Genomic DNA, 21,254 nt, shown 5'->3' with positions numbered 1-21,254 from the left:
CAAAAGCGAACCAGCGAGGATACATGGCGCCATCTCGGGCACCTCGTCGAAACCATCAAACCAGACGAATGCGAAAACTACTTCCGCAATGCAGGATACGCTTCAGTCAAAACATGAACCGCTCTAGGCGCGCGGATGCGCCCGATCATACACCTCGAGCAGCCGCGATGCATCGACGCCGGTATAGACCTGCGTTGTGGAAAGACTGGCATGGCCGAGTAATTCCTGGATGGTGCGCAGATCACCACCGCCGGCCAGCAGGTGGGTGGCAAAGGAGTGGCGCAATGCATGCGGTGTCGCCGTTTCCGGCAGGCCGAAGGCGCTGCGCATCTTCTGCATGGTCCGCTGGATGATTGCCGCTTGCAGCTTGCCGCCGCGGGCGCCGCGAAACAGCGGCTCGCCGCTTTCGAGATGATATGGGCAGAGCGTGCGGTATTTCTCGACGGCGTCGAAAACCACGGAGAGCAGCGGTACCAGCCGCGTCTTTTTGCCCTTGCCGGTGATGCGCAGAGTCGTCGCGCCCTTCTGCAGGTCGGCGGGCGTAAGATCCAGCGCCTCGGAGATGCGCAGGCCGCAGCCGTAGAGCAGCGTCATGACCGCCGCGTCGCGTGCTGCAATCCAGGGCTCGTCATGGAGCTGGGCCTCATCGCTGACGACGGTGATCGCCTGGGTGTCCGACAGCGGCTTGGGCAGCGATTTCGGTTGTTTCGGCGAGCGCACCGCGGCAGCACCGGCGGCGTTGACCAGGCCTCTCTTTTCGAGATGGCGCAGCAGTGAGCGAAGACCGGCGAGATTGCGGCCAAGCGATCGGGCGCCGGAGCCCTGCTTGCGCCGGGCCGCCAGGAAGGCGCGGAAATCGGCGGGGCGTAACTCCCTGATATCGCCGAGCGTCGCCGGGCCGGCGAGATGGCCGGTCAGAAAGGTCAGAAACTGGCGGGTATCGCGCTCGTAGGCGTCGAGAGTATGCTCGGAAAGACGGCGCTCCCTGGCGAGGTTTTCGAGCCACGCGGCCCGTTCCGCCATCAGGCGCTGATCGGCGATAACAAGCAGTTCGTTCACGTTGCGGGCCTTGATTTTGCCTTCAAGTCCGCCAATTTGGAGCAGGAACAGTTATGGAATTGCTAATGCCGGCCAAGCCTTTGTCATCCTTCGATCATATTGTACTGCGATAGCTTATACCCCATAAACAGGATCTTTCATGGCACGGCGCGATTCCATGACGGCTTTCGGACAGCTCGCGGAAGCGATCGCTCTCGTTTCACAGGGAAAGCCCGGTCATATCGTCGATACGCTGATTGCCGAACGCGGCCAGAGGATCGTGAAAAATCCGCTCTGGCCGCTCATGCGGCCGTTCCTCTATACGCTGCTGCGCTACAACAAGGCGCTCGAATTCGCCAATGCGGTCGCCAAAATGCCGGGCTTCCAGTCGTTCGAATATATGAGCGACATGCTGAAACTTGACATCGGTATCACCAACGGCGAACGCATTCCCGATACCGGCGGCTTCATCCTCGTCAGCAACCATCCGACCGGCATCGCCGACGGCGTTGCCGTGTTCGATCTGTTGAAAGCGCGCCGGCCGGACATGATGTTCTTTGCCAATCGCGATGCCATCCGCGTCAATCCACGGTTTGCCGAGATGATCATTCCCGTCGAATGGCGGGAGGAGCATAAGAGCAAGCCGAAGGCGCGCGAAACGCTGCAGCTGACCAACCATGCGGTCAGGGAAGGCAAGGCGACAGTGCTCTTTCCCTCAGGCCGCATCGCCTATTGGGCGAACGGCCGGCTGAACGAACGTCCGTGGAAGACCTCGGCCGTCGGGCTGGCGCGCAAATACAATCTTCCGATCCTTCCCGTCCATGTGACGGCACGCAATTCCGGCCTGTTCTACTGGCTGGCGAAATGGTCGACGGAGCTTCGCGACATGACGGTCTTTCATGAACTGCTGAACAAACGCGGCGACCGCTTCGATTTCGTCATCGGCAAACTCATTCCGGCCGAACAGCTGGACGGCGACCTCAACGAGGTGACAAAGGCGCTGGAGAAACATACGGTACACGACATGGCGAGAAATGGTGACGCGAGTTTCGCGCCGATCGGCCTGCCGATTGCGCCGACGCGCCGCGAAATTCCGGTTCCTGCCATCTAACCACCGGCATTGCCATGACGATCGATATCCGCAGCGCTGATCCAGCGGCTTCGGATTTGCGCCGGTGCATCACGCCCCGATCTCCTTGAGGCGGATGGCCTGGCGCGCCAGCAAGCGCTCGACATCGGCAATATCGAGCGCCGAGAGCTTGGCGCCTGGCTTGCGCAGGGTGGCGGACTTGATCACGCCGCGCTTGGCAAGCACATATTTGCGCGAGGCGAGACCGATGCCCTGCTGCTGTTCGTAGCGGGCGAGCGGCAGATAGGCATCGAAGATCGCATGGGCGCGATCGGGATTTCCGGCGGCATAGGCCTCGACGACGCCAACCATCATCTCCGGATAACAAAAGCCGGTCATGGCGCCATCGGCGCCCCGGCCCATCTCTTCGGGCAGGAAAAGCCCGCCATTGCCGCAGAGGATCGAGATGCGTCGCATGGCGCCCCTGTCGCTGGCGGCGCGAAGTGCCGAGATCTTCGACAGACCCGGCCAATCCTCATGCTTAAGCATGACGCAATTGTGCACCTCGTTGACGATGCGCTCGATGACCTTGGGCGCGATCGTCACATTGGTGGTGAGCGGATAATCCTGCAGCACGAAGGGCGTATCGCCGAGGGCCTCGCCGACCGACTGATAGAAGGCGAAAGCCTGATCGTCGGTCTTGACGGTCCAGGGCGGCGCGACCATAACGCCGGCCGCACCCTCGCCCATGACGGCTTCGGCGAGTTCGCGCATCGGCGCAAGCCCTGGCGCCGAAACGCCGACGATGACGGGGAGGCGGCCGTCGAGTCGCTTCAGCACCCGTTCGACGACTATCCGCGATTCCTCGGCGGTCAGCTTCGGGGCTTCTCCGAGCTGGCCAAGCACCGTCAGGCCGGTGACGCCGGCGCCTTCGTAAAAATCGACCATGCTGTTGATACTGGCGAGATCGAGCGCGCCGTCATCGGTGAAGGGGGTTACGGCGATCACATAGACGCCCTTGGCATCTTCAGTCAGTCTGGCCATTGGTGCTCTCCAATTCAGCGGCCGAAGAACAGCGCTTCGGCATCTCGAACAAAAATCTTTTCGGCGATCGTCCGATCGTCGATGGCGGCCAGCATGGTCTCGATCAACTCGGCGTCATCGGGCATGCCGTCCCCCATGCGACCCCATACTCCATTTGCAACCGCGGGGTGATCATGCACAAGGGCTTGACCTACAGAGCTGAGACAAATTCGCTGCATTATAGCCGGGCTCGGATCTTTAAATCGTCGCTATGACGCGGAACCCATCGCTTCGTCTTTACGGTTCCAATTGCATCGATTTGCGGGCATGGTCCCACGCGATGAGCACAGATTCGTCCGATCTCTTTGGCGCGCTTTTCGAGGCACCGCCCGCGAACCGAACGGTTCCGGTGCTGGTGCCGATGCCGGCGCCGAAACCCTATTCCTATTCGGTGCCGGATGGCATGGCGGTCGAGCCCGGCTCGGTCGTGCAGGTGCCGCTCGGTCCGCGGCAGGTGATCGGCGTCGTCTGGGACGGCGGCGAGGACGGCGTCGATCCGAAGAAGCTTCGGCCGATCAGCCATGTCTTCGACTGCCCGCCGCTTGCCAGGGAGATGCGGGATTTCATCGATTGGGTGGCGACCTATACGCTCTCGCCGCCCGGCCTGGTCGCGCGCATGGCGCTGCGGGCACCGAACGCCTTCGAGCCGGAACCGATGGTGGAGGGCTTGAAGCTCGTCGGCGGCGAACCGGAGCGGATGACGCCGGCGCGCGCCCGGGTGCTCGATACGGCCTCCGACGGCTTTTCCTGGACACGCAGCGGCCTTGCGCATGCGGCGGGTGTCTCGACGAGTGTCGTCGACGGGCTGATCACGCTCGGCATCTTCGAGACGATCTTCCTGCCGCCGCCGCCGGTGGTGGCGATGCCCGATCCGAATTTTGCCGCCGCACGTCTCGAAGGGCCGCAGAAGCAGGCGGCCGAAGAGATCGTTTCCGACGTCCGCAAGGGCGAATTTTCGGTGTCGCTGATCGACGGGGTGACCGGCTCCGGCAAGACCGAGGTTTATTTCGAGGCGATTGCCGAAACGCTGAAACGCGGCAAGCAGGTGCTGATCCTGCTGCCGGAGATCGCGCTGACGTCCAGTTTCATGGAGCGCTTCCAGGACCGCTTCGGGGCAAAGCCGGCCGAATGGCATTCCGATCTTGCGCCGCGCATGCGCGAAAAGGTCTGGCGTCAGGCGGTGACCGGCGAAGTGCGGGTGGTGGCGGGCGCGCGCTCGGCGCTCTTCCTGCCCTTCGAGGATCTCGGCCTGATCATCGTCGACGAGGAACACGATCCCGCTTACAAGCAGGAGGATCGCGTCTTCTACAATGCTCGCGATATGGCTGTCGTGCGCGGCCGCATCGGCGATTTTCCGGTCATTCTGGTGTCGGCGACGCCGTCGGTCGAAAGCCAGGTCAACGGCCAGAGCGGGCGCTACAGCACCGTTCACCTGCCGACGCGTTTCGGCGATGCAGCAATGCCGGACCTGCATCTCATCGATATGCGCCGGCATGCGCCGGAGCGGGGCGGCTTCCTGTCGCCGGTGCTGATCCGGGCGATCGGCAAGACTGTGGAAAAGCGCGAACAGGCGCTGCTCTTTCTCAATCGGCGCGGTTATGCGCCGCTGACGCTCTGCCGGGTCTGCGGCCACCGGTTCCAATGCCCGCAATGTTCGAGCTGGCTGGTGGAGCATCGTTTCCGTAAGCAGCTGCAATGCCATCAATGCGGCCATGCCGAGCGCACGCCGGAGGCCTGCCCGGAATGCGGCACGCTCGACCATCTCGTCGCCTGCGGGCCAGGCGTCGAGCGCATCGCCGAGGAGGTGGAACGGCATTTCCCGGAGGCGCGGACGATCGTTCTCTCCTCGGATATCATGGGCGGGGTGAAGCGGCTGCGGCTGGAGCTGGAAGCGATCGCCAAGGGCGAAGCCGATATCGTCATCGGCACTCAGCTCGTGGCCAAGGGGCACAATTTTCCGCTGATGACGCTGGTCGGAATCGTCGATGCCGATCTCGGCCTTGCCAATGGCGACCCGCGCGCGGCCGAACGCACCTTCCAGCTCTTGTCGCAGGTGACGGGCCGGGCCGGGCGCACCGGCCTCGAGAGTCACGGGCTGCTGCAGACCTACCAGCCGCAGCATCCTGTCATGCAGGCAATTGTCTCCGGCGATTCCGACGCCTTCTACGAGCGCGAGATCACCGAACGCGAACGCGCCCTATTGCCGCCCTTCGGCAGGCTGGCATCGATCATCGTCTCGGCCGAAACTCGCCACGACGCCGAAAACCATGCGCGCGGCATGCGCAACGCCGCTCCGCAGGTTTCGGGCATCTCGGTGCTCGGTCCGGCCGAAGCGCCGCTCGCGCTGGTGCGCGGCCGCCACCGCTTCCGTCTTCTGGTGCACGGCCGGCGGAACTCGGACATGCAGGGATTCCTGCGGGCACTGCTGTCGCAATCGCCCAAGGAGCGCGGATCGGTGCAGGTGCAGCTGGATATCGATCCGCAGAGTTTTCTCTAAATGAATGGCGCCGCCATTCCCTCCTTTTTCGGCCCATGCCATAAAACACTGATTCATCCGGGTGATTTGGGGCTGACGCATGGAGTTTTATTTTCCGACGGAGTTTGGCGAGCAGCTTGCCTTTTGTTCCGCCGCTTTCACGGCGCTCGCCGGTTTCATCATGATGTTCGCGCCGGGCCATACTTTCCGTCTTCTGGGTCTGCAGGCGCAGGAGGGGCGGCCGGAAGGCTTCGGCGAGGGGCGCTCGATGGGCGGTTTCTATCTCGGCTTCGGGCTGTCGGCGATCATGCTCGCCCAGGACTGGATCTACATGGCGCTCGGCGCCTCCTTCGCGATGGCAGCCTTTGCCCGTGTCATCTCGATCCTGTCCGATAAGGGGAGTAATCTCGTCAACTATTTACTCCTGGTTGTGCAGATCGCCTTGGCGGCGCTACCGCTGCTCTACGTTTTCGGCTTCATCCAGACGTGACTCTCGCTGCCGGCAGATGGCTTGTTTGGCCTGCTTTCAGGCCATTGCGCGATTTTGCAGACAGAAATTCATGCGAAAGGCGTATTCAGGCATTACGCGTGTTGCGAGTCCGAACATCCTATGTTAGACGGACCCCGAATTTCGGAAGAAGCAAGAGGCTTCTCTTGTGATTTCTGGGGGAAATCAAAACGAATTCAAGATCATAGGTTCGGCGCCCGCCGAGAGCCGGATTTTGGGTTGAAATCAGGGAAATTTGTGCCAGTGGCAGACACGTCCCAGCTTACTTCTGGTGTTGCAGAACGCTATGCCTCGTCGCTTTTCGAACTGGCGCTCGAGCAGGGCGCCGTCGACAGCGTCACCGCCGATCTCGACCGTTTCCAGGCGATGCTGGATGAGAGCGCCGATCTGAAGCGCTTCGTCGCAAGCCCGGTTTTCTCAGCTGAAGACCAGCTGAAGGCGATCGTCGCCATCAGCGAGAAGGCCGGCATCAGCGGTTTCTTCGCCAATTTCCTGAAGGTCGTGGCGCGCAACCGCCGCCTGTTTGCCCTACCGGGCATGATCAAGGCCTTCCGCATCATCGCCGCGAACCATCGCGGTGAAATCTCCGCCGAGGTCACCTCGGCGCATGCGCTTTCGCAAGCGCAGGAAACCGAATTGAAGGTGGCACTCAAGAGCGTTACCGGCAAAGACGTGACGATTGCCGTCACGGTTGATCCGTCAATTCTTGGTGGTCTGATCGTTAAGGTCGGGTCCCGTCAGATTGATACGTCTCTTCGTACCAAACTCTCTACCCTTAAGCTCGCATTGAAAGAGGTTGGCTGATGGATATCCGCGCCGCGGAAATTTCCGCAATTCTCAAAGACCAGATTAAAAATTTCGGCAAAGAGGCAGAAGTCTCGGAAGTCGGCCAGGTTCTCTCCGTCGGTGACGGTATCGCTCGTGTCTACGGTCTGGACAATGTCCAGGCCGGTGAAATGGTCGAGTTCCCGGGCGGCATCCGCGGCATGGCTCTGAACCTCGAATCCGACAATGTCGGCGTCGTCATCTTCGGCTCCGACCGTGACATCAAGGAAGGCGACACCGTCAAGCGGACCGGCGCCATCGTTGACGTTCCGGTTGGTCCGGAGCTGCTCGGCCGCGTCGTCGACGCGCTCGGCAATCCGATCGACGGCAAGGGCCCGATCAACGCGACGCGCCGTTCGCGCGTCGATGTCAAGGCTCCCGGCATCATTCCGCGCAAGTCGGTTCATGAGCCGATGTCGACCGGCCTCAAGGCCATCGACGCGCTGATCCCGGTCGGCCGCGGCCAGCGCGAGCTGGTCATCGGCGACCGCCAGACCGGCAAGACCGCCATTCTTCTCGATGCCTTCCTCAACCAGAAGGCCATTCACGAAAACGGTCCGGAAGGCGAAAAGCTTTACTGCGTCTACGTCGCCATCGGCCAGAAGCGTTCGACTGTCGCCCAGTTCGTCAAGGTGCTCGAAGAGCGCGGCGCGCTGAAATATTCGATCATCGTCGCCGCCACCGCTTCCGATCCGGCGCCGATGCAGTACCTGGCGCCGTTTGCCGGCTGCGCCATGGGCGAATATTTCCGTGACAACGGCATGCATGCGCTGATCGGTTACGACGACCTGTCCAAGCAGGCCGTGTCCTACCGCCAGATGTCGCTGCTGCTGCGCCGCCCGCCGGGCCGCGAAGCCTATCCGGGCGATGTTTTCTATCTGCACTCGCGCCTGCTCGAGCGCGCTGCGAAGATGAACGACGACAAGGGCGCCGGTTCGCTGACCGCTCTGCCGGTCATCGAAACGCAGGGCAACGACGTCTCGGCCTTCATTCCGACCAACGTGATCTCGATCACCGACGGCCAGATCTTCCTCGAAACCGACCTGTTCTACCAGGGTATCCGCCCGGCTGTGAACGTCGGTCTGTCGGTTTCGCGCGTCGGCTCCTCGGCACAGATCAAGGCGATGAAGCAGGTTGCCGGCTCGATCAAGGGCGAGCTTGCCCAGTATCGCGAAATGGCCGCCTTCGCCCAGTTCGGTTCGGACCTCGACGCTGCGACGCAGCGCCTGCTGAACCGCGGTGCGCGCCTGACCGAACTCCTGAAGCAGCCGCAGTTCTCGCCGCTGAAGACGGAAGAGCAGGTCGCCGTGATCTTTGCAGGCGTCAACGGCTATCTCGACAAGCTGCCGGTCGCTTCGGTCGGCAAGTTCGAGCAGGGCTTCCTCTCATATCTGCGTTCGGAAGGCTCCGCCATCCTCGACGCGATCCGCACGGAAAAGGCAATCAGCGACGATACCAAGGGCAAGCTCACCGCTGCTCTCGATAGCTTCGCAAAGTCTTTCTCGTAATCAGGCCCTAAGTTAGGACGGATCACGGATGCCTTCACTTAAGGATCTGAAAAACCGGATCGCCTCCGTCAAGGCGACGCAGAAGATCACCAAGGCGATGAAAATGGTCGCCGCGGCGAAGCTTCGGCGTGCGCAGGAGGCGGCCGAGGCCGCCCGGCCTTACTCGCAGCGCATGGGTGCGGTTCTGGCGAATATCGCCAAGGCCGTCGCCGATGCCGACGGTGCGCCGACGCTGATGACCGGCACCGGCCAGGACAAAGTCCATCTGCTGGTGGTCTGCACCGCCGAACGTGGTCTTTGTGGCGGTTTCAACTCGCAGATCGCACGCTTTGCACGCGAACATGTCCGCAAGCTGCTTGCCGAAGGCAAGACGGTGAAGATCTTCACCGTCGGCAAGAAGGGTTACGACATCCTTCGCCGCGAATTTGCGTCGCTGATCATCGAGCGCAAGGAATTGCGCGACGTCAAGCGCGTCGGTTTCGAGAATGCCGACCAGATCGGCAAGCGCATCATCGAGATGTATGCTGCCGGTGAGTTCGACGTCTGCACTCTGTTCTATTCCGAGTTCAAGTCGGTGATCAGCCAGATTCCGACGGCGCAGCGGCTCATCCCGGCTTCGGCGGGAGCTGTGCAGGCCGAAGATGCCGCCCATGCAGGCGCCGTCTACGAATACGAGCCGGATCCGGCATCGATCCTCGAAGATCTGATCCCGCGCAACATCTCCGTCCAGGTCTTCCGCGCGCTCCTCGAGAACGTTGCGGGCGAGATGGGCGCCAAGATGAGCGCTATGGACAATGCGACGCGTAATGCCGGTGAGATGATCAACAAGCTGACGCTGAGCTACAACCGCCAGCGTCAGGCGCAGATCACCAAGGAACTCATTGAAATCATTTCGGGCGCGGAAGCGCTCTGAGGCTAGGAAAAGAGGGTCAGAAAATGGCTGAGGCAGCTACCCCCAAGATCGGCTCTGTCGGCAGAGTCACCCAGGTTATCGGCGCCGTCGTCGACGTTGCTTTCGAAGGCGAACTGCCGAAGATCCTGAACGCGCTGGAAACCACCAACAACGGCAACCGCCTGGTTCTCGAAGTTGCGCAGCACCTTGGCGAAAACGTCGTCCGTACCATCGCGATGGACTCGAGCGAAGGTCTCGTCCGCGGCCAGGAAGTCGCCGATACCGGCGCTCCGATCATGGTTCCGGTCGGCAACGAGACGCTCGGCCGCATCATGAACGTCATCGGTGAGCCGGTCGACGAAGCCGGTCCGCTGGTCACCGCTCACAAGCGCGCCATCCACCAGGATGCACCGTCCTATGTCGAGCAGTCGACGGAATCGCAGATTCTGGTCACCGGCATCAAGGTCGTCGACCTTCTGGCTCCCTATGCACGCGGCGGCAAGATCGGCCTCTTCGGCGGCGCCGGCGTTGGCAAGACGGTTCTGATCATGGAGCTGATCAACAACGTCGCCAAGGCGCATGGTGGTTACTCGGTTTTTGCGGGCGTCGGTGAACGCACCCGCGAAGGCAACGATCTCTACCACGAAATGATCGAATCGAACGTCAACAAGCATGGCGGCGGCGAGGGCTCGAAGGCCGCGCTGGTTTACGGTCAGATGAACGAACCGCCGGGCGCCCGCGCCCGCGTCGCCCTGACCGGCCTGACGGTCGCCGAACACTTCCGCGACCAGGGCCAGGACGTTCTGTTCTTCGTCGACAACATCTTCCGCTTCACGCAGGCAGGTTCCGAAGTGTCGGCTCTGCTCGGCCGCATCCCGTCTGCCGTCGGTTATCAGCCGACGCTTGCAACCGACATGGGCCAGATGCAGGAGCGCATCACCACGACGACGACCGGCTCGATCACCTCGGTCCAGGCCATTTACGTTCCGGCCGACGACTTGACCGACCCGGCGCCGGCAACCTCGTTCGCTCACCTTGACGCAACGACGGTTTTGTCGCGCTCGATCGCTGAAAAAGGCATCTACCCGGCCGTCGATCCGCTCGACTCCACGTCGCGCATGCTCGACCCGATGGTCGTTGGCGAAGAGCATTACGACGTCGCCCGTAAGGTCCAGTCGACGCTGCAGCGCTACAAGGCCCTCCAGGACATCATCGCCATCCTTGGTATGGACGAACTGTCCGAAGAGGATAAGATTGCTGTCGCCCGCGCCCGCAAGATCGAGCGCTTCCTGTCGCAGCCGTTCTTCGTCGCTGAAGTCTTCACCGGCTCGCCGGGCAAGCTGGTTGCTCTCGAAGACACGATCAAGGGCTTCAAGGGCCTCGTCAACGGCGAATACGATCACCTGCCGGAAGCCGCCTTTTACATGGTCGGCTCGATGGAAGAAGCGGTCGAAAAGGCCAAGAAGCTCGCAGCTGCTTAATGAGCGATGCGCTAGACGAGATATTCTGCTGCGACTCCCTGAAAGGGGTCGTGGCGGATCTTCCGGAACCAGCCGCGCCGACCGTCTATCGCGCCGATAACGGCGTGCTGATGATGGTGGTGGGTCTGGTTCAAAGCGAGGAAGGCCTCGGTTATCTCGACCAAGCGATAATGCACTGCCCGTTCTGCGGGACTAAATTGCAAGATGCGAAAGCCATAGCCGAGAAGGTAAGTCACTGATGGCTGACAATTTCAACTTTGAGCTCGTTTCGCCGGAGCGCCTGCTGCTGTCGGAGATGGTGACCGAGGTCGTTATCCCCGCGACTGAAGGCGAGATGACGGTCATGGCAAACCATGCACCGACGATGACGACGATCAAGCCGGGCGTCGTGAGCGTGCGCTCGGCCTCCGGCAAGAAGCAGGATTACGTAGTGTTCGGCGGTTTCGCCGATGTCCTGCCGACTGGCTGTACATTGCTGGCCGAATCCGCGGTTCCAGTCGAGGAGCTCCACAAGGACGAACTGACGCGCCGCATCGAGGCTGCCCGCAAGGAGCTCGAACATGCCGAACTGCACGAGCACAAGTCGAAGCTCGAGCACTTCATCATGGAACTGACGCATTTGCGCGGCGTCGTTCAACAGGATTGATTACAATCGGTAAGATCCATAAAAGGCGGCCGCGATGGCCGCTTTTTTGTTTCTGCCTTTATGTGTCGATGTGCGGAAAACAGGGCTATCGGCCGAGCTGAAATTAAGACGCGCGGCGCCGTAGGACCGCCTACCTCTGGCGGTGATGCCGGATCATTCTCAGAAGCCCGTGCCGCCGCGCAGCTCTATGGAGACTGTCCGGAGCAGTATCTTCAGGTCGAGCAGCAGGCTGAAATTCCTGACATAATAGATATCGCAGGCGATGCGGGCGCGGGCTTCCAGCGGTCGCGTCGTCGGGCCCCGCCAACCGCGTGTCTGCGCAAGACCGGTGATGCCGGGGCGCATGATGTGGCGCTGATGGTAGTCCGGCACCAGTTCCTCGTAGAGCTTGCCGGCTGCCCGCATGTTGATGGCGTGGCAGCGCGGGCCGACCAGCGACATCTCACCCCTGAGGACGTTGAAAAGCTGCGGCAGCTCGTCGATATTGGTCTTGCGGAGCACCGCGCCGATGCCGGTCACCCGGCTGTCGCCCTTGACCGTCTGTTGAACCCCGCTCGGATCACAAGCTTCGGCGCGCATCGACCGGAACTTGAAGACTGTGATCTTGCGGCCGTTCATCCCCCAGCGGATCTGGCGAAAAAACACCGGACCGCCATCGTCGAATTTGATGAAAAGCGCGATTGCCAGAAAAAGCGGCGCCAGCACCATGAGGGCGCTGACGGAGGCGACGATGTCGATCAACCGCTTCATACCCAGCCGCACCGCCATTTTTCTTTCGACAGGGGAAAAGCTATCCGGCTGGCGAATGTTGGAGTTCGCTATAACCAGGATCTTGGTTTTGTCCTGACGCTGAGACGGATCGAAGCGTGAATTCGTCTTCGAAGTAAAAGCATTCATTACGCAAGGTCCAGAAGTTTAGATGCGGTACTGAACAACAGTGAGACAGATACAGGGTCACGTATCGTTTGTCATCGGTATAAATAAAAATTTGATAACCCTAAAGACGCCAAAAATGGGAGTATTTCGCGTTAACCTTAATGCCTGTAGTTGCGCTTGCGGGAAATTTATACTTTGAAAGGAGTAGCCCGAATGGGTTGATGCGACGTCAGCCGGTTTCCGAAATCGATCGCCGGCTTTTCCAGCAGGAAGTAGCTGAGGCTCGCGACCAGAAGGATGAGCGCCGCCGCCAGCCCGCAAGATTGCAGCCAGCCGATAACGACATTCTCCGAGGAGACGCCAAACGAGCCTGAGTCGAGCCTCTGAATCAATATCAGGATGATCTCCTGCCAGATATAGATGCCGAATGAGATCTTTGCGATGTAGCGGACTGGAGCGTTGTCGAGCAGCCTGCCCAGGTGTTGCGAATGGCTGAGCGAAACGAGCGCCGTTGCGACCGCCAGTGGAAAGACCGGAAAACCATAGGGGATTTCGAGCCAACCGTAAGCTTCGGCGGAGCCGCCGGGCGATATCACGAGGCGGTAGCCGGCAACGGCGAGGGCTAGGGCCGTTGCGGCATCGAACCAGGAGGAGCGTCTTGTTGGCAGCATGACCTCGACGCCCGCGGCAAGCGCGCCGAGCGCGAAGACGGCAAAGAAGCCGATCGGATTATATCTCGGCATCCACTCCTTCGCCCCGCCCTGCAGGCCGTACTGCCAGCCGCGTCCGATGTCGTCGAGCGGAAGCAAGCTCAGGATCAGCACATGGGCGAGAAGTACGGTTGCGATGACGCAAAGCCAGGCGAAGCGGGCAAGCAACGGGCGCTGCCTCAGGACGGGCAGACGGAACAGCAGGAGAAAGCAGATCGGCAGGAGCACATAGCTGGTGACCTCGAAGGGGATAGACCAGAGCGGCCCGTCGGCTTCGACAGGAAACAAGGTGCGCCAATGCCACTGGCTCATGAACAGCAGCCCCGAGACGTAGCGGAGTGCAAGCTCCGGCGTCAGCGGCAGGGCAAGCAGCGTCAGGCTGAGGGCGAAGCCGATGGTGGCGGCGAACCAGAAGCCCGGAGAGATGCGCGCCGCCCTGCGGATCGCGTAATGCCGGAGGCTCGGCATGGCGCTGCCGGCGTCGAGCGCGCGCCAGAAGGGATGGGCAAGAAGAAAGCCGCTGAGCACGAAGAAGATGGCGACGCCGAAATTGCCGAAGCGGAGGATGTGTGCAGTCGGTCCGAGTTCATCGGGGATTCTGCGCATATCCAGCCGCAGCGCGAGGTGGTGGGCGAGCACCAGCAGACAGGCCGTCGCGCGCAGAAAGTCCGCTCCGGCGAGTCTCTCCTGTTGTCGCATTTTGTCCCCCGTCCTGCCCAGAGCATGATGCCGAAAAGTGTGAGCGGTTTTCGGACGACATCATGCTCCGGGTCTCGGACTTTGCAGCGGAAAGCCGCGACGGGCAAGGCAGGGGCGGGCTCAGGCGAGGAGTTCGTTGGTATAATAGGTGGAAAAATCCGGCTTCTCTTTGAGTGCGGCGCCATTGGCATCGACCAGAATGCCGTTTTCGACCAGGAAGCCGCCGATGGCGTCGGCCTTTGCCGGGTCGATCGTACCGATCACACCGGCCTCGGATTTTAGGAAGTGCCCCTCGATCAATGCCTTCTGAGAAGCCTTTACCAGTTCCGTATTCATCAGTGCGCCGTTGCTTCCAGCGATCAGCAGGTCGCAGGCTTCGTCGGGATGGTCGACGGAATAGGCATAACCCTTTCGTGTCGCCTGGATGAAGGCGCGGGCGTGCTCCCGACTTGCGGAGAGATAGGCGTCGCTGGAGACGATGACCGTCGTCTGCTCGTCGGGAATGCCATAATCGGAATAGTGGAAGCGGCCGATCTTCCGATTTTCCAGCTCGGCGGCGATGCCTTCCCAGGTGTAGATCTCCAGCGTGAAATCGATCGAGCCATTGTCCAGCGCCTCGTAAGCGGAGGTGCCGAGGGTGACGGTCTTGACGTCGCCTTTGCCGCCGTCATTGCGGATCATCGCGGAGATCAGCGCGCTCTCCCAGGTGCCGCCAAAGCCACCATAGGTCTTTCCGTCGAGGTCTTTCGGGCTCTTGATGTCGTCGCGTCCGCCCTTGAAGATCAGGCGTGCCGTTTCCGTCTGGACGACGCCGTAGACCATCTTCACGTCACCGCCGCCAGCGCGTTGCGTGAGGGTTTCGATCTCGCTGCTGATGCCGAAATCGGCAACGCCGTTGGACACCAGCGTTCCGGCGCTGGTATCGGTGAAGGGAAGAATTTCGACATCGAGGCCGGCATCGGCATAGAAGCCCTTCGCCTTGGCGACATAGATGCCGATATGGTTGGTGTTGGGTGTCCAGTCGAGCGCCATGCGGACCTTTGCGGGCGCCGATTGGGCGAAGGCGGTGCGGCCGGCGAGGCTTGCCGCAATGACGGCGAAGATCGTCTGGCGACGGGTGAGAAGCAGCATGGTGACCTCCTCAGGTCTCTAAGCATGATGCCGAAAAGTGTGAGCGGTTTTCGGACGACATCATGCTCTAACTCTTTAAATTAGAACAGGATTCAGATTTTAGGCCGACCGGCCCAAAATCATCCTGTTCCAGCGGATGAAGCAGGGTTTGCAGGATTTCGGTTTCGATCGCCTGGGCCGCCGGAGAGCCGAGATCGGCAATGCTTCTCGGACGGGGCAGGGGAACGCGGAATTCGCGGATGATACGCGCCGGACGGGCCGAAAGTACGTAGATCCGGTCGGAGAGGAACACGGCCTCGCGAACGTCGTGGGTGATCAGCAGCGCCGTCCAGCGATGTTCGGTCCACATGCCCTGCAGCCATTCCTGCATCTGCATGCGTGTCAGCGCGTCCAGCGCGCCGAAAGGCTCGTCGAGCAGCAGCATGTCCTGGGTCTGGACGACGGTGCGCAGCAGCGCGGCGCGCTGGCGCATGCCGCCGGACAGTTCGGAGGGGTAGCGATGCTCGAAGCCGGCGAGGCCGAAGCGCTCGAACAGAGGCGCGACGGCGGCGCGGGCCGCGCGGCGGCTCATACCGTGCACCTCAAGGCCGAGTGCCGCATTGTCGATGATCCGGCGCCAAGGCATCAGCGCATCGCGCTGCGGCATGAAGGCGAAGGAATGCGGCGCCTGTTCCAGCGGCGTGCCGTTGAAAAGCATAGTGCCGGAATCGGGCCGAAGCGCCTGGGTCAGCAATCGAAGTACGGTCGATTTTCCGGAGCCGGATGGGCCGACGATCGAGACGAACTCGCCTCTTGCGACAGCGAGCGAAATGTCGCCCAGCACCTTCATGCCGTCGAAGGACTTCGAGATATTGCTGAGTTCAACCATTCCACCGTTCATCAGCGCCGCTCCCCGGGTGGTTGCCAGGGCATGACGAGGCGCTGGATGATCAGCGTCGCTGCGAAGAGGCAGAGTGTCAGCACGGCGCTGACGATAACGGCGGCGAGCACGAGATCGGGACGAAAATTGTTCTTGGCATTGAGGATATAGATGCCGAGGCCGCGGGCGGCGCCGGCATATTCGGCAAAGATCGCGCCGACGACGGCATAAGTGATCGAGATCCGCAGACCGGCGAAGAAATAGGGCAGCGACGAGGGAAGCCGTGCCAGGCGGAAAATGCGCCAGCGGCTCGCCTTCATCGAATTCAGCAATTCGGCGATGTCGCGGTCGGTCGATTCATAGCCCTGCAGCAAGGCGACGAGCAGTGGGAAGAAGGTGACGAGCGCCACCAGCAGGATCTTCGGCAACAGGCCGAAGCCGAACCAGAGGACGACGAGGGGCGCGATCGCCACCAGCGGCAGGGTCTGGCTGGTGATGAAGATCGGCAGCAATGCCCGGCGCATGAAGGGCATGAAATCCATGAGGATCGAGGCGGCGAAGGCGAAGCCAAGCGACAGGGCGAAACCTCCGAGTGTCGCGCCGAGCGTCGGCCAGGTATTGGCGATCAGCGCCTCGCGGTTCAGCCAGCCCTGGATGACGATGCGCGAGGGCGCCGGCAGGATGGATGGTTTGATGCCGGAAAGATCGACATAGAGTTCCCACGCCGCCAAAAAAACGCAACCGGCAAGCAAGGCGGGTATGCCCCGGTAGAGAGCGGCGCTGAGCGCGGCAAGGCGCGAATCCGATGGGTTTGACAGTGTCATCAGCGTTCGATTTCAAGCTTTCGTCGGGAGCAAATTTAAGGTGCTATAGCGTCCTTTGCGCGTCCGAAAAGACGCGCGGCGCTGTATTGGCCGACACCGTGATGTCGAGGGTCACATGCCCTTCGGGGTCGCCGAAGCGAAAGAAGGCCTCGCGAATGGTGGCGAAGACCGCGCTGGCATCGCCGGAAAGCCTAGTGCAGAAATTTTTGGCGCGGTCGAAAGTGCCGGAGCGCTTCAGGAAGTCGATGCAGCCATAGATCTCGTCCATATGGGTACCGGTGCCCATGACGTAGAGCGAGAATTGCGCAGCGGTCGGCTGTCCGCTCTCCGTGGTGATGTCAACGGCGGCAAGTGCGGCTCTTATGCGCTCGGCAAGCGGCTCCGCCTGACCGGGGGAAGGGTTGACGCCGCAGATGGCGTCGTCGGGCTCGCCGGGGCAGCCGCGTGAAACGGCGGCGGACAGCACGCAATGTTCGCCGGTCCTTGCGGCGGCGACGAAAAGATCGTGCATGGCGGCGAAGAGGATGTCAGGCGGGCCGACCAGCAGTGTGGAGATGTCATCGGTCTCGATGCGCAGCCGGTCGCGATAGGGATCGAGCGCCTTGACGGCATCGAGAATGATGCCGACGAAATTGCCGGACATCGGATAGAGTGACACTTGTGCGCCTGAGAACATCTGAACCTCGCTCCGCTGGCATTACCCAGATCAGCTTTGAAGGGTCCAGAGGCTTGCGCCTCACATCTCAGCCCCGGCGATACGGAGCTCCCCTGTTATTTGCGCGGAAACTATCACCGGGGTTTTCTCCCCGCAACAGCAAAATTGCGAACCCGTCCGCGCGGTCGGAACGAAGCCGAGGTGACGGAAAACACCCGGACGGAGGTCCTGCCCGGGTGTTCCCAATGGTTCCGTACCTGCCGGGAACGGAACCGGAGCTTCCTGCCTCAGGCGGCTGACGCATAACCCCGAAAATCGGAATCGATTTTCGGAAAGGATCATGCGCAGATTCAAAGTGATAGAGCGCCCTTAGCGCGTCTGAAAAGACACGCGGCGCTCTATTCCGGCATAAGGACGATCGCTACGGGCAGTGACGAGTGCCCGCGTCCACCATTCCAGCCTCGCCATCATCCGATCGAGCAAACGCAGTGCATCGGCGGGATTGTCGAGCCGCCCGTCCGTGTCGAAGCGGTTCCAAGGTGCGGCAAAGCTCACCGAATCGCGGATCGTGACGGCGTGGAGTTCGGCAAAGACGAGCCGCAGCTGTTCGACGGCGCGCAGGCCGCCGGATATGCCGCCATAGGAAACGAAGGCGACCGGCTTGCCCTGCCAGGGCTCGAAGAAGAAATCGATGATCGACTTCAACGAGGCGGTGAAGCTGTGGTTGTATTCCGGCGTGACGATGATGAAGGCGTCGGCCATGCCAAGTCGCCTGGCGAGCCTGTCGATTTCGGGGTGCGTCATGTCACGGTTGGCCGGCAGCGCGAAATCCAATGGGTCGATGATGTCGATATAAAATTGCGGGAAGCGGAGGAGTTCCTGCGTCAGCCATTTGACCACCCGGTCGCAGATGCGGCCCTCTCTCGTGCTCCCATAGATGACAGCCAGCCTGGTGGGTGTTTGCATGCGTTGCTCCTTGTTGCGATTGGACTTTACGATTGCGGGAGCAAGGGTTATAAAACCTCAACTAATATTGAGGTCAAGAGGCGATGGACACAATTCCTGCAGCGCCGCTCGGCAAGCTCCTGACGGTCGGCGAAGTGGCAGAGCGCAGCGGCCTGGCCGTCTCGGCGCTGCATTTTTACGAGACCAGGGGGCTGATCTCGAGCATCCGCTCCCGCGGCAATCAGCGGCGCTATGGGCGCGACGTGCTTCGCCGGCTCGGCATCATCAAGGTGGCGCAGCGTGTCGGCATTCCGCTTTCGGAAATCCAGGCGGCGTTCACGTCCCTGCCGCAGGGGCGCACGCCGACCGTCGCCGACTGGCAGACGCTGTCGGCGCGTTGGAAGGATGATCTCGACGCGCGAATCAGGCGGCTTAGCCTGCTGCGCGACCGTCTGACCGGCTGCATCGGCTGCGGCTGCCTGTCGATCGAAAGCTGTCCGTTGCGCAATCCCTGCGACCGGCTGGGCAAGGAAGGGCCAGGCGCGCGGCTTCTGGAGGCCGAAAGCTAATCTTCCGCCGGAATCCTTGCCGGAAAGATCGATGCGCGCCTTTCTTTCGGTCGGCGCGCTCATATGTTAAGGGCGAATGACGCAACCGGCGGCACTGTCCGCGAGGAGGACGGCTTCGTGTTCCATCCCAGACTATTCGAAAATCGCAATGTGGTCGTTACCGGCGCCGGTCGCGGCATCGGCCTTGAGGTGGCCCGGCAGTTCCTGGACTGCGGTGCGAGGGTGATCGTCCATACCGGGCGAAAGCCGGGACGCGACCTGCCGGATTTCCTGCTGACGGCTGAATCGGAAAGACGGGCGCTGCTGCTGCACGCCGATTTCTCCGCGGCCGGCGGGGCAGCGCAATTTGCTGAAGATGCTCTCGCCTTCTTCGACAAGGTCGATGTGCTCGTCAACAATGCCGGCACCATGCTTGGCCGTTTTCCCGCTGCCACACTCACCGACGCAGAATATGAGGCGGTCGTGCGGCTCAACCAAACATCGGTGGTGGCGCTGACGCGGGCGCTGCTGCCGGCATTGAAGGCGGCTGAAGCCGCTGCCATCGTCAACACGGTTTCGATTTCGGCGCTGACCGGCGGCAGCCCCGGTTCTTCGATCTATTCGGCCTCGAAAGCCTTCGTTGCGACTTATTCCAAGGCGCTTGCCCGTGAGCTCGCACCGGACGGAATCCGCGTCAATTGCGTGTCGCCAGGAACGATCGAGACGGATTTCCATGAACGCTATTCCTCCCGCGAAAAGCTTGAGCAGACGAGAAAATCCATCCCCCTGCAGCGGCTCGGCACGCCGGAGGACTGCGCTCCCGCCTATCTGTTCCTGGCGGCTCCCTCGCTCTCGGGCTACATCACCGGACAGGTGATCGAGATCAACGGCGGTCAGCTTATCTGCTGATTTGCTTGGACCTTTTTTGGCATTTCATCACTTTTGACCAATTCGCATTTGCGAATATGCTATTTGTACTGATCTACCTCATCGCCTCTCTTCCGAGATCCAGAATGCCGTTGCCCAAACCCGAGCCGGGGATCACCGGCCAGGAATTGCACAAACTCGCTGGAAAAGCCCACGAGGCGAGCGATCTGCTGAAAGCGCTAGCGCACCAGACGCGACTTCTGATCCTCTGCATACTGGCGAACGAGGAGCGGACGGTGAGTGAAATCGAAAATATCCTCGGCATGCAGCAGGCAATGGTCTCGCAGCAACTGGCGCGGTTAAGGCTCGAAGGCCTGGTCCACACGCGCCGTCAGGGCCGGCTGGTCTATTACAGCATCGGCAATGTCAACGTGCTTGGCTTCCTCGAATCGCTGTTCGATCTTTTTCCGGCTGCAGAAACAGTTAGAGCCTGACGCCGAAAACTGTGCGCGGTTTTCGGACGACATCATGCTCTATTTGTTTGAATTAGATCAGGATTCAGATTTTAGGCCGATCGGGCCTAAATCACCCTGATCTAGAGACCGGCCTTGCGGAGCACCGCTGCTGTGTCAAAGATGAACTGACCCGGATGATGTCATGCCGGATCGGGAGACCGGATGATCGACAAGCTGGAATTCTTCATCGCCCTTGCCAATGAAAAGCATTTTGGCCGCGCCGCGGAGGAGTGCGGGATCTCGCAGCCGACGCTTTCGGCTGCCATCCGGCAGCTCGAGGATCAGCTTGGCGTCATGCTGGTGCAGCGCGGTTCGCGGTTCCAGGGGCTGACGCCTGAGGGGCAGCGCGTGCTCGAATGGGCCCGACGCATCGTCGGCGATGCCCGCACCATGCGCGAGGAGATGCGCGCTGCGCGCCGCGGTCTTTCCGGCCACATCCGCCTCGCCGCCATTCCGACCGCGCTTGCCATGCTGTCGCGCATCACCACGCCATTTCAGGAGCGGCATCCCGGCGTGACCTTCTCGATCGTCTCGCGGAATTCGCTGCAGGTGCTGAGCATGCTCGAAAACCTCGAAATCGATGCCGGCATCACCTATCTCGAAAACGAGCCGCTCGGCCGCGTCACGACCGTTCCCCTCTATGCCGAGCGCTATAATCTGATCACGGCTGCAGGCAGCCCGCTGTCCGATCGCGACAGCGTGACCTGGCGAGAGATCGGCGATCTTCGGCTTTGCCTATTGACTGCCGACATGCAGAACCGCCGCATCATCAACCGCCACTTGACGGAAGCGGGCGCCACAGCGCATCCGACGCTCGAATCCAATTCGATGATCGTGTTGTTCTCGCATGTCAGGACTGGACGCTGGGCGAGCATCATGCCGCGCAACGTTGCAAAATCCTTCGGATTTCCAGTGGAAATCCGCATGATCCCGATTGTCGAGCCGGAGGCGCATCACCTGGTCGGCCTTGTTGCGCCTTATCGTGAGCCCTTCACGCCTCTTGTCTCGGCCTTGCTGTACGAGGCGAGGGCACTCGTGCGAGACGAAGAGCTTTGATAGAAAAAACCTATCAAGCAACGAGATAGCTTTATTGATCGCC

Annotated in this window: 22 protein-coding genes, 1 pseudogene and 1 riboswitch; of the genes and pseudogenes, 14 read left to right on the top strand and 9 right to left on the bottom strand. The window is 61.2% G+C overall.

Translation table 11 applies throughout. From position 1 onward, the window contains the following. Positions 1-117, top strand: a pseudogene (locus ACIPSK_RS25400) (IS630 family transposase); the annotation flags it as partial. 6 nt (positions 118-123) lie between these two features. Here ACIPSK_RS25400 and ACIPSK_RS25395 read toward each other — a convergent pair. Then, on the bottom strand, positions 124-1,059 hold the full coding sequence (locus ACIPSK_RS25395) for a tyrosine-type recombinase/integrase (protein WP_162116852.1): 936 nt from the start codon (positions 1,057-1,059) through the stop codon (positions 124-126). Between the two features lie 139 nt (positions 1,060-1,198). On the opposite strand from ACIPSK_RS25395, the gene ACIPSK_RS25390 reads away from it, so the two are divergent. Further along, positions 1,199-2,149 carry a GNAT family N-acetyltransferase gene (locus ACIPSK_RS25390; protein WP_162116851.1) on the top strand — a complete coding sequence of 317 codons (951 nt, stop codon included), beginning with the start codon at positions 1,199-1,201 and terminating at the stop codon, positions 2,147-2,149. 69 nt (positions 2,150-2,218) lie between these two features. Here the strand turns inward: ACIPSK_RS25390 and ACIPSK_RS25385 are convergent, their stop codons facing one another. Further along, a complete protein-coding gene (locus ACIPSK_RS25385) occupies positions 2,219-3,151 on the bottom strand; it encodes a dihydrodipicolinate synthase family protein (RefSeq protein ID WP_162116850.1) in 933 nt (310 codons plus the stop codon). A 319-nt stretch (positions 3,152-3,470) separates the two neighbouring features. On the opposite strand from ACIPSK_RS25385, the gene ACIPSK_RS25380 reads away from it, so the two are divergent. The 8 genes from ACIPSK_RS25380 to ACIPSK_RS25345 all read left to right on the top strand — a co-directional run bounded on the left by ACIPSK_RS25380 (position 3,471) and on the right by ACIPSK_RS25345 (position 11,526). Beyond that, a complete protein-coding gene (locus ACIPSK_RS25380) occupies positions 3,471-5,687 on the top strand; it encodes a primosomal protein N' (protein ID WP_162116849.1) in 2,217 nt (738 codons plus the stop codon). A gap of 79 nt (positions 5,688-5,766) precedes the next feature. After that, positions 5,767-6,156 (top strand): AGROH133_08824 family phage infection protein, encoded by a 390-nt coding sequence (locus ACIPSK_RS25375; protein WP_017966272.1) that lies wholly within the window; start codon positions 5,767-5,769, stop codon positions 6,154-6,156. 255 nt (positions 6,157-6,411) lie between these two features. Continuing rightward, positions 6,412-6,978: a F0F1 ATP synthase subunit delta gene (locus tag ACIPSK_RS25370; protein ID WP_017966273.1), complete on the top strand. Its 567-nt coding sequence runs from the start codon at positions 6,412-6,414 to the stop codon at positions 6,976-6,978. Continuing rightward, the gene (gene atpA / locus ACIPSK_RS25365) at positions 6,978-8,507 is read left to right on the top strand and encodes a F0F1 ATP synthase subunit alpha (protein WP_017966274.1); all 1,530 of its coding nucleotides are present in this window, start codon (positions 6,978-6,980) and stop codon (positions 8,505-8,507) included. The genes ACIPSK_RS25370 and atpA overlap by 1 nt, the downstream gene beginning before the upstream one ends. Before the next feature lie 28 nt (positions 8,508-8,535). Beyond that, positions 8,536-9,420: a F0F1 ATP synthase subunit gamma gene (locus ACIPSK_RS25360; protein ID WP_017966275.1), complete on the top strand. Its 885-nt coding sequence runs from the start codon at positions 8,536-8,538 to the stop codon at positions 9,418-9,420. Positions 9,421-9,443: 23 nt separating this feature from the next. Then, positions 9,444-10,880, top strand: a complete 1,437-nt coding sequence (gene atpD / locus ACIPSK_RS25355; RefSeq protein WP_017966276.1) for a F0F1 ATP synthase subunit beta — start codon at positions 9,444-9,446, stop codon at positions 10,878-10,880. Next, positions 10,880-11,119: a hypothetical protein gene (locus ACIPSK_RS25350; protein ID WP_003543462.1), complete on the top strand. Its 240-nt coding sequence runs from the start codon at positions 10,880-10,882 to the stop codon at positions 11,117-11,119. Before atpD ends, ACIPSK_RS25350 begins: the two co-directional genes overlap by 1 nt. Beyond that, positions 11,119-11,526: a F0F1 ATP synthase subunit epsilon gene (locus tag ACIPSK_RS25345; RefSeq protein ID WP_017966277.1), complete on the top strand. Its 408-nt coding sequence runs from the start codon at positions 11,119-11,121 to the stop codon at positions 11,524-11,526. Before ACIPSK_RS25350 ends, ACIPSK_RS25345 begins: the two co-directional genes overlap by 1 nt. A gap of 159 nt (positions 11,527-11,685) precedes the next feature. On the opposite strand, the gene ACIPSK_RS25340 is transcribed toward ACIPSK_RS25345, so the two are convergent. The 7 genes from ACIPSK_RS25340 to ACIPSK_RS25310 form a co-directional block, all read right to left on the bottom strand. Continuing rightward, positions 11,686-12,423: a sugar transferase gene (locus ACIPSK_RS25340; protein ID WP_162116848.1), complete on the bottom strand. Its 738-nt coding sequence runs from the start codon at positions 12,421-12,423 to the stop codon at positions 11,686-11,688. Positions 12,424-12,590: 167 nt separating this feature from the next. Beyond that, entirely contained in the window at positions 12,591-13,811 is a 1,221-nt protein-coding gene (locus tag ACIPSK_RS25335; RefSeq protein ID WP_162116847.1) for an acyltransferase family protein, read from the bottom strand. A 120-nt stretch (positions 13,812-13,931) separates the two neighbouring features. Then, positions 13,932-14,942 (bottom strand): ABC transporter substrate-binding protein, encoded by a 1,011-nt coding sequence (locus ACIPSK_RS25330; RefSeq protein WP_162116846.1) that lies wholly within the window; start codon positions 14,940-14,942, stop codon positions 13,932-13,934. Positions 14,943-15,009: 67 nt separating this feature from the next. Further along, complete coding sequence (locus ACIPSK_RS25325; RefSeq protein WP_162116845.1) at positions 15,010-15,822, bottom strand: ABC transporter ATP-binding protein; 813 nt, start codon at positions 15,820-15,822, stop codon at positions 15,010-15,012. Beyond that, positions 15,822-16,625 (bottom strand): ABC transporter permease, encoded by an 804-nt coding sequence (locus ACIPSK_RS25320; RefSeq protein WP_162116844.1) that lies wholly within the window; start codon positions 16,623-16,625, stop codon positions 15,822-15,824. The genes ACIPSK_RS25325 and ACIPSK_RS25320 overlap by 1 nt, the downstream gene beginning before the upstream one ends. Positions 16,626-16,668: 43 nt before the next feature. Then, positions 16,669-17,301, bottom strand: a complete 633-nt coding sequence (locus tag ACIPSK_RS25315; RefSeq protein ID WP_162116843.1) for a YkoF family thiamine/hydroxymethylpyrimidine-binding protein — start codon at positions 17,299-17,301, stop codon at positions 16,669-16,671. Further along, positions 17,292-17,405, bottom strand: a riboswitch (TPP riboswitch). (Overlaps the previous gene by 10 nt.) A 244-nt stretch (positions 17,406-17,649) precedes the next feature. Further along, the gene (locus ACIPSK_RS25310) at positions 17,650-18,246 is read right to left on the bottom strand and encodes an NADPH-dependent FMN reductase (protein ID WP_162116842.1); all 597 of its coding nucleotides are present in this window, start codon (positions 18,244-18,246) and stop codon (positions 17,650-17,652) included. 83 nt (positions 18,247-18,329) lie between these two features. On the opposite strand from ACIPSK_RS25310, the gene soxR reads away from it, so the two are divergent. From soxR to ACIPSK_RS25290, 4 genes are all read left to right on the top strand, one after another. After that, on the top strand, positions 18,330-18,794 hold the full coding sequence (soxR, locus tag ACIPSK_RS25305) for a redox-sensitive transcriptional activator SoxR (protein WP_162116841.1): 465 nt from the start codon (positions 18,330-18,332) through the stop codon (positions 18,792-18,794). A gap of 117 nt (positions 18,795-18,911) precedes the next feature. Further along, positions 18,912-19,682, top strand: coding sequence for an SDR family NAD(P)-dependent oxidoreductase (locus tag ACIPSK_RS25300; RefSeq protein ID WP_026154366.1), 771 nt, complete (start codon positions 18,912-18,914; stop codon positions 19,680-19,682). A 104-nt stretch (positions 19,683-19,786) separates the two neighbouring features. Continuing rightward, on the top strand, positions 19,787-20,134 hold the full coding sequence (locus ACIPSK_RS25295) for an ArsR/SmtB family transcription factor (protein WP_162116840.1): 348 nt from the start codon (positions 19,787-19,789) through the stop codon (positions 20,132-20,134). 183 nt (positions 20,135-20,317) lie between these two features. Continuing rightward, a complete protein-coding gene (locus ACIPSK_RS25290; protein WP_162116839.1) occupies positions 20,318-21,211 on the top strand; it encodes a LysR family transcriptional regulator in 894 nt (297 codons plus the stop codon). Positions 21,212-21,254: the final 43 nt, after the last annotated feature.

Source organism: Rhizobium sp. LARHSG275 (genome assembly GCF_052871115.1).
Note: the sequence above shows the minus strand (reverse complement) of the source record. Positions and strands in the feature narration are given on the sequence as shown.

Coding starts and splice junctions, on each gene's coding strand:
- ACIPSK_RS25335 (WP_162116847.1), bottom strand. CDS start 13,811: ATGCGACAACAGGAGAGACTCGCCGGAGCGGACTTTCTGCGCGCGACG.
- ACIPSK_RS25310 (WP_162116842.1), bottom strand. CDS start 18,246: ATGCAAACACCCACCAGGCTGGCTGTCATCTATGGGAGCACGAGAGAG.
- ACIPSK_RS25290 (WP_162116839.1), top strand. CDS start 20,318: ATGATCGACAAGCTGGAATTCTTCATCGCCCTTGCCAATGAAAAGCAT.
- ACIPSK_RS25350 (WP_003543462.1), top strand. CDS start 10,880: ATGAGCGATGCGCTAGACGAGATATTCTGCTGCGACTCCCTGAAAGGG.
- ACIPSK_RS25340 (WP_162116848.1), bottom strand. CDS start 12,423: ATGAATGCTTTTACTTCGAAGACGAATTCACGCTTCGATCCGTCTCAG.
- ACIPSK_RS25315 (WP_162116843.1), bottom strand. CDS start 17,301: ATGTTCTCAGGCGCACAAGTGTCACTCTATCCGATGTCCGGCAATTTC.
- ACIPSK_RS25385 (WP_162116850.1), bottom strand. CDS start 3,151: ATGGCCAGACTGACTGAAGATGCCAAGGGCGTCTATGTGATCGCCGTA.
- ACIPSK_RS25325 (WP_162116845.1), bottom strand. CDS start 15,822: ATGAACGGTGGAATGGTTGAACTCAGCAATATCTCGAAGTCCTTCGAC.
- atpA (WP_017966274.1), top strand. CDS start 6,978: ATGGATATCCGCGCCGCGGAAATTTCCGCAATTCTCAAAGACCAGATT.
- atpD (WP_017966276.1), top strand. CDS start 9,444: ATGGCTGAGGCAGCTACCCCCAAGATCGGCTCTGTCGGCAGAGTCACC.
- ACIPSK_RS25320 (WP_162116844.1), bottom strand. CDS start 16,625: ATGACACTGTCAAACCCATCGGATTCGCGCCTTGCCGCGCTCAGCGCC.
- ACIPSK_RS25295 (WP_162116840.1), top strand. CDS start 19,787: ATGCCGTTGCCCAAACCCGAGCCGGGGATCACCGGCCAGGAATTGCAC.
- ACIPSK_RS25345 (WP_017966277.1), top strand. CDS start 11,119: ATGGCTGACAATTTCAACTTTGAGCTCGTTTCGCCGGAGCGCCTGCTG.
- ACIPSK_RS25330 (WP_162116846.1), bottom strand. CDS start 14,942: ATGCTGCTTCTCACCCGTCGCCAGACGATCTTCGCCGTCATTGCGGCA.
- soxR (WP_162116841.1), top strand. CDS start 18,330: ATGGACACAATTCCTGCAGCGCCGCTCGGCAAGCTCCTGACGGTCGGC.
- ACIPSK_RS25380 (WP_162116849.1), top strand. CDS start 3,471: ATGAGCACAGATTCGTCCGATCTCTTTGGCGCGCTTTTCGAGGCACCG.
- ACIPSK_RS25360 (WP_017966275.1), top strand. CDS start 8,536: ATGCCTTCACTTAAGGATCTGAAAAACCGGATCGCCTCCGTCAAGGCG.
- ACIPSK_RS25390 (WP_162116851.1), top strand. CDS start 1,199: ATGGCACGGCGCGATTCCATGACGGCTTTCGGACAGCTCGCGGAAGCG.
- ACIPSK_RS25375 (WP_017966272.1), top strand. CDS start 5,767: ATGGAGTTTTATTTTCCGACGGAGTTTGGCGAGCAGCTTGCCTTTTGT.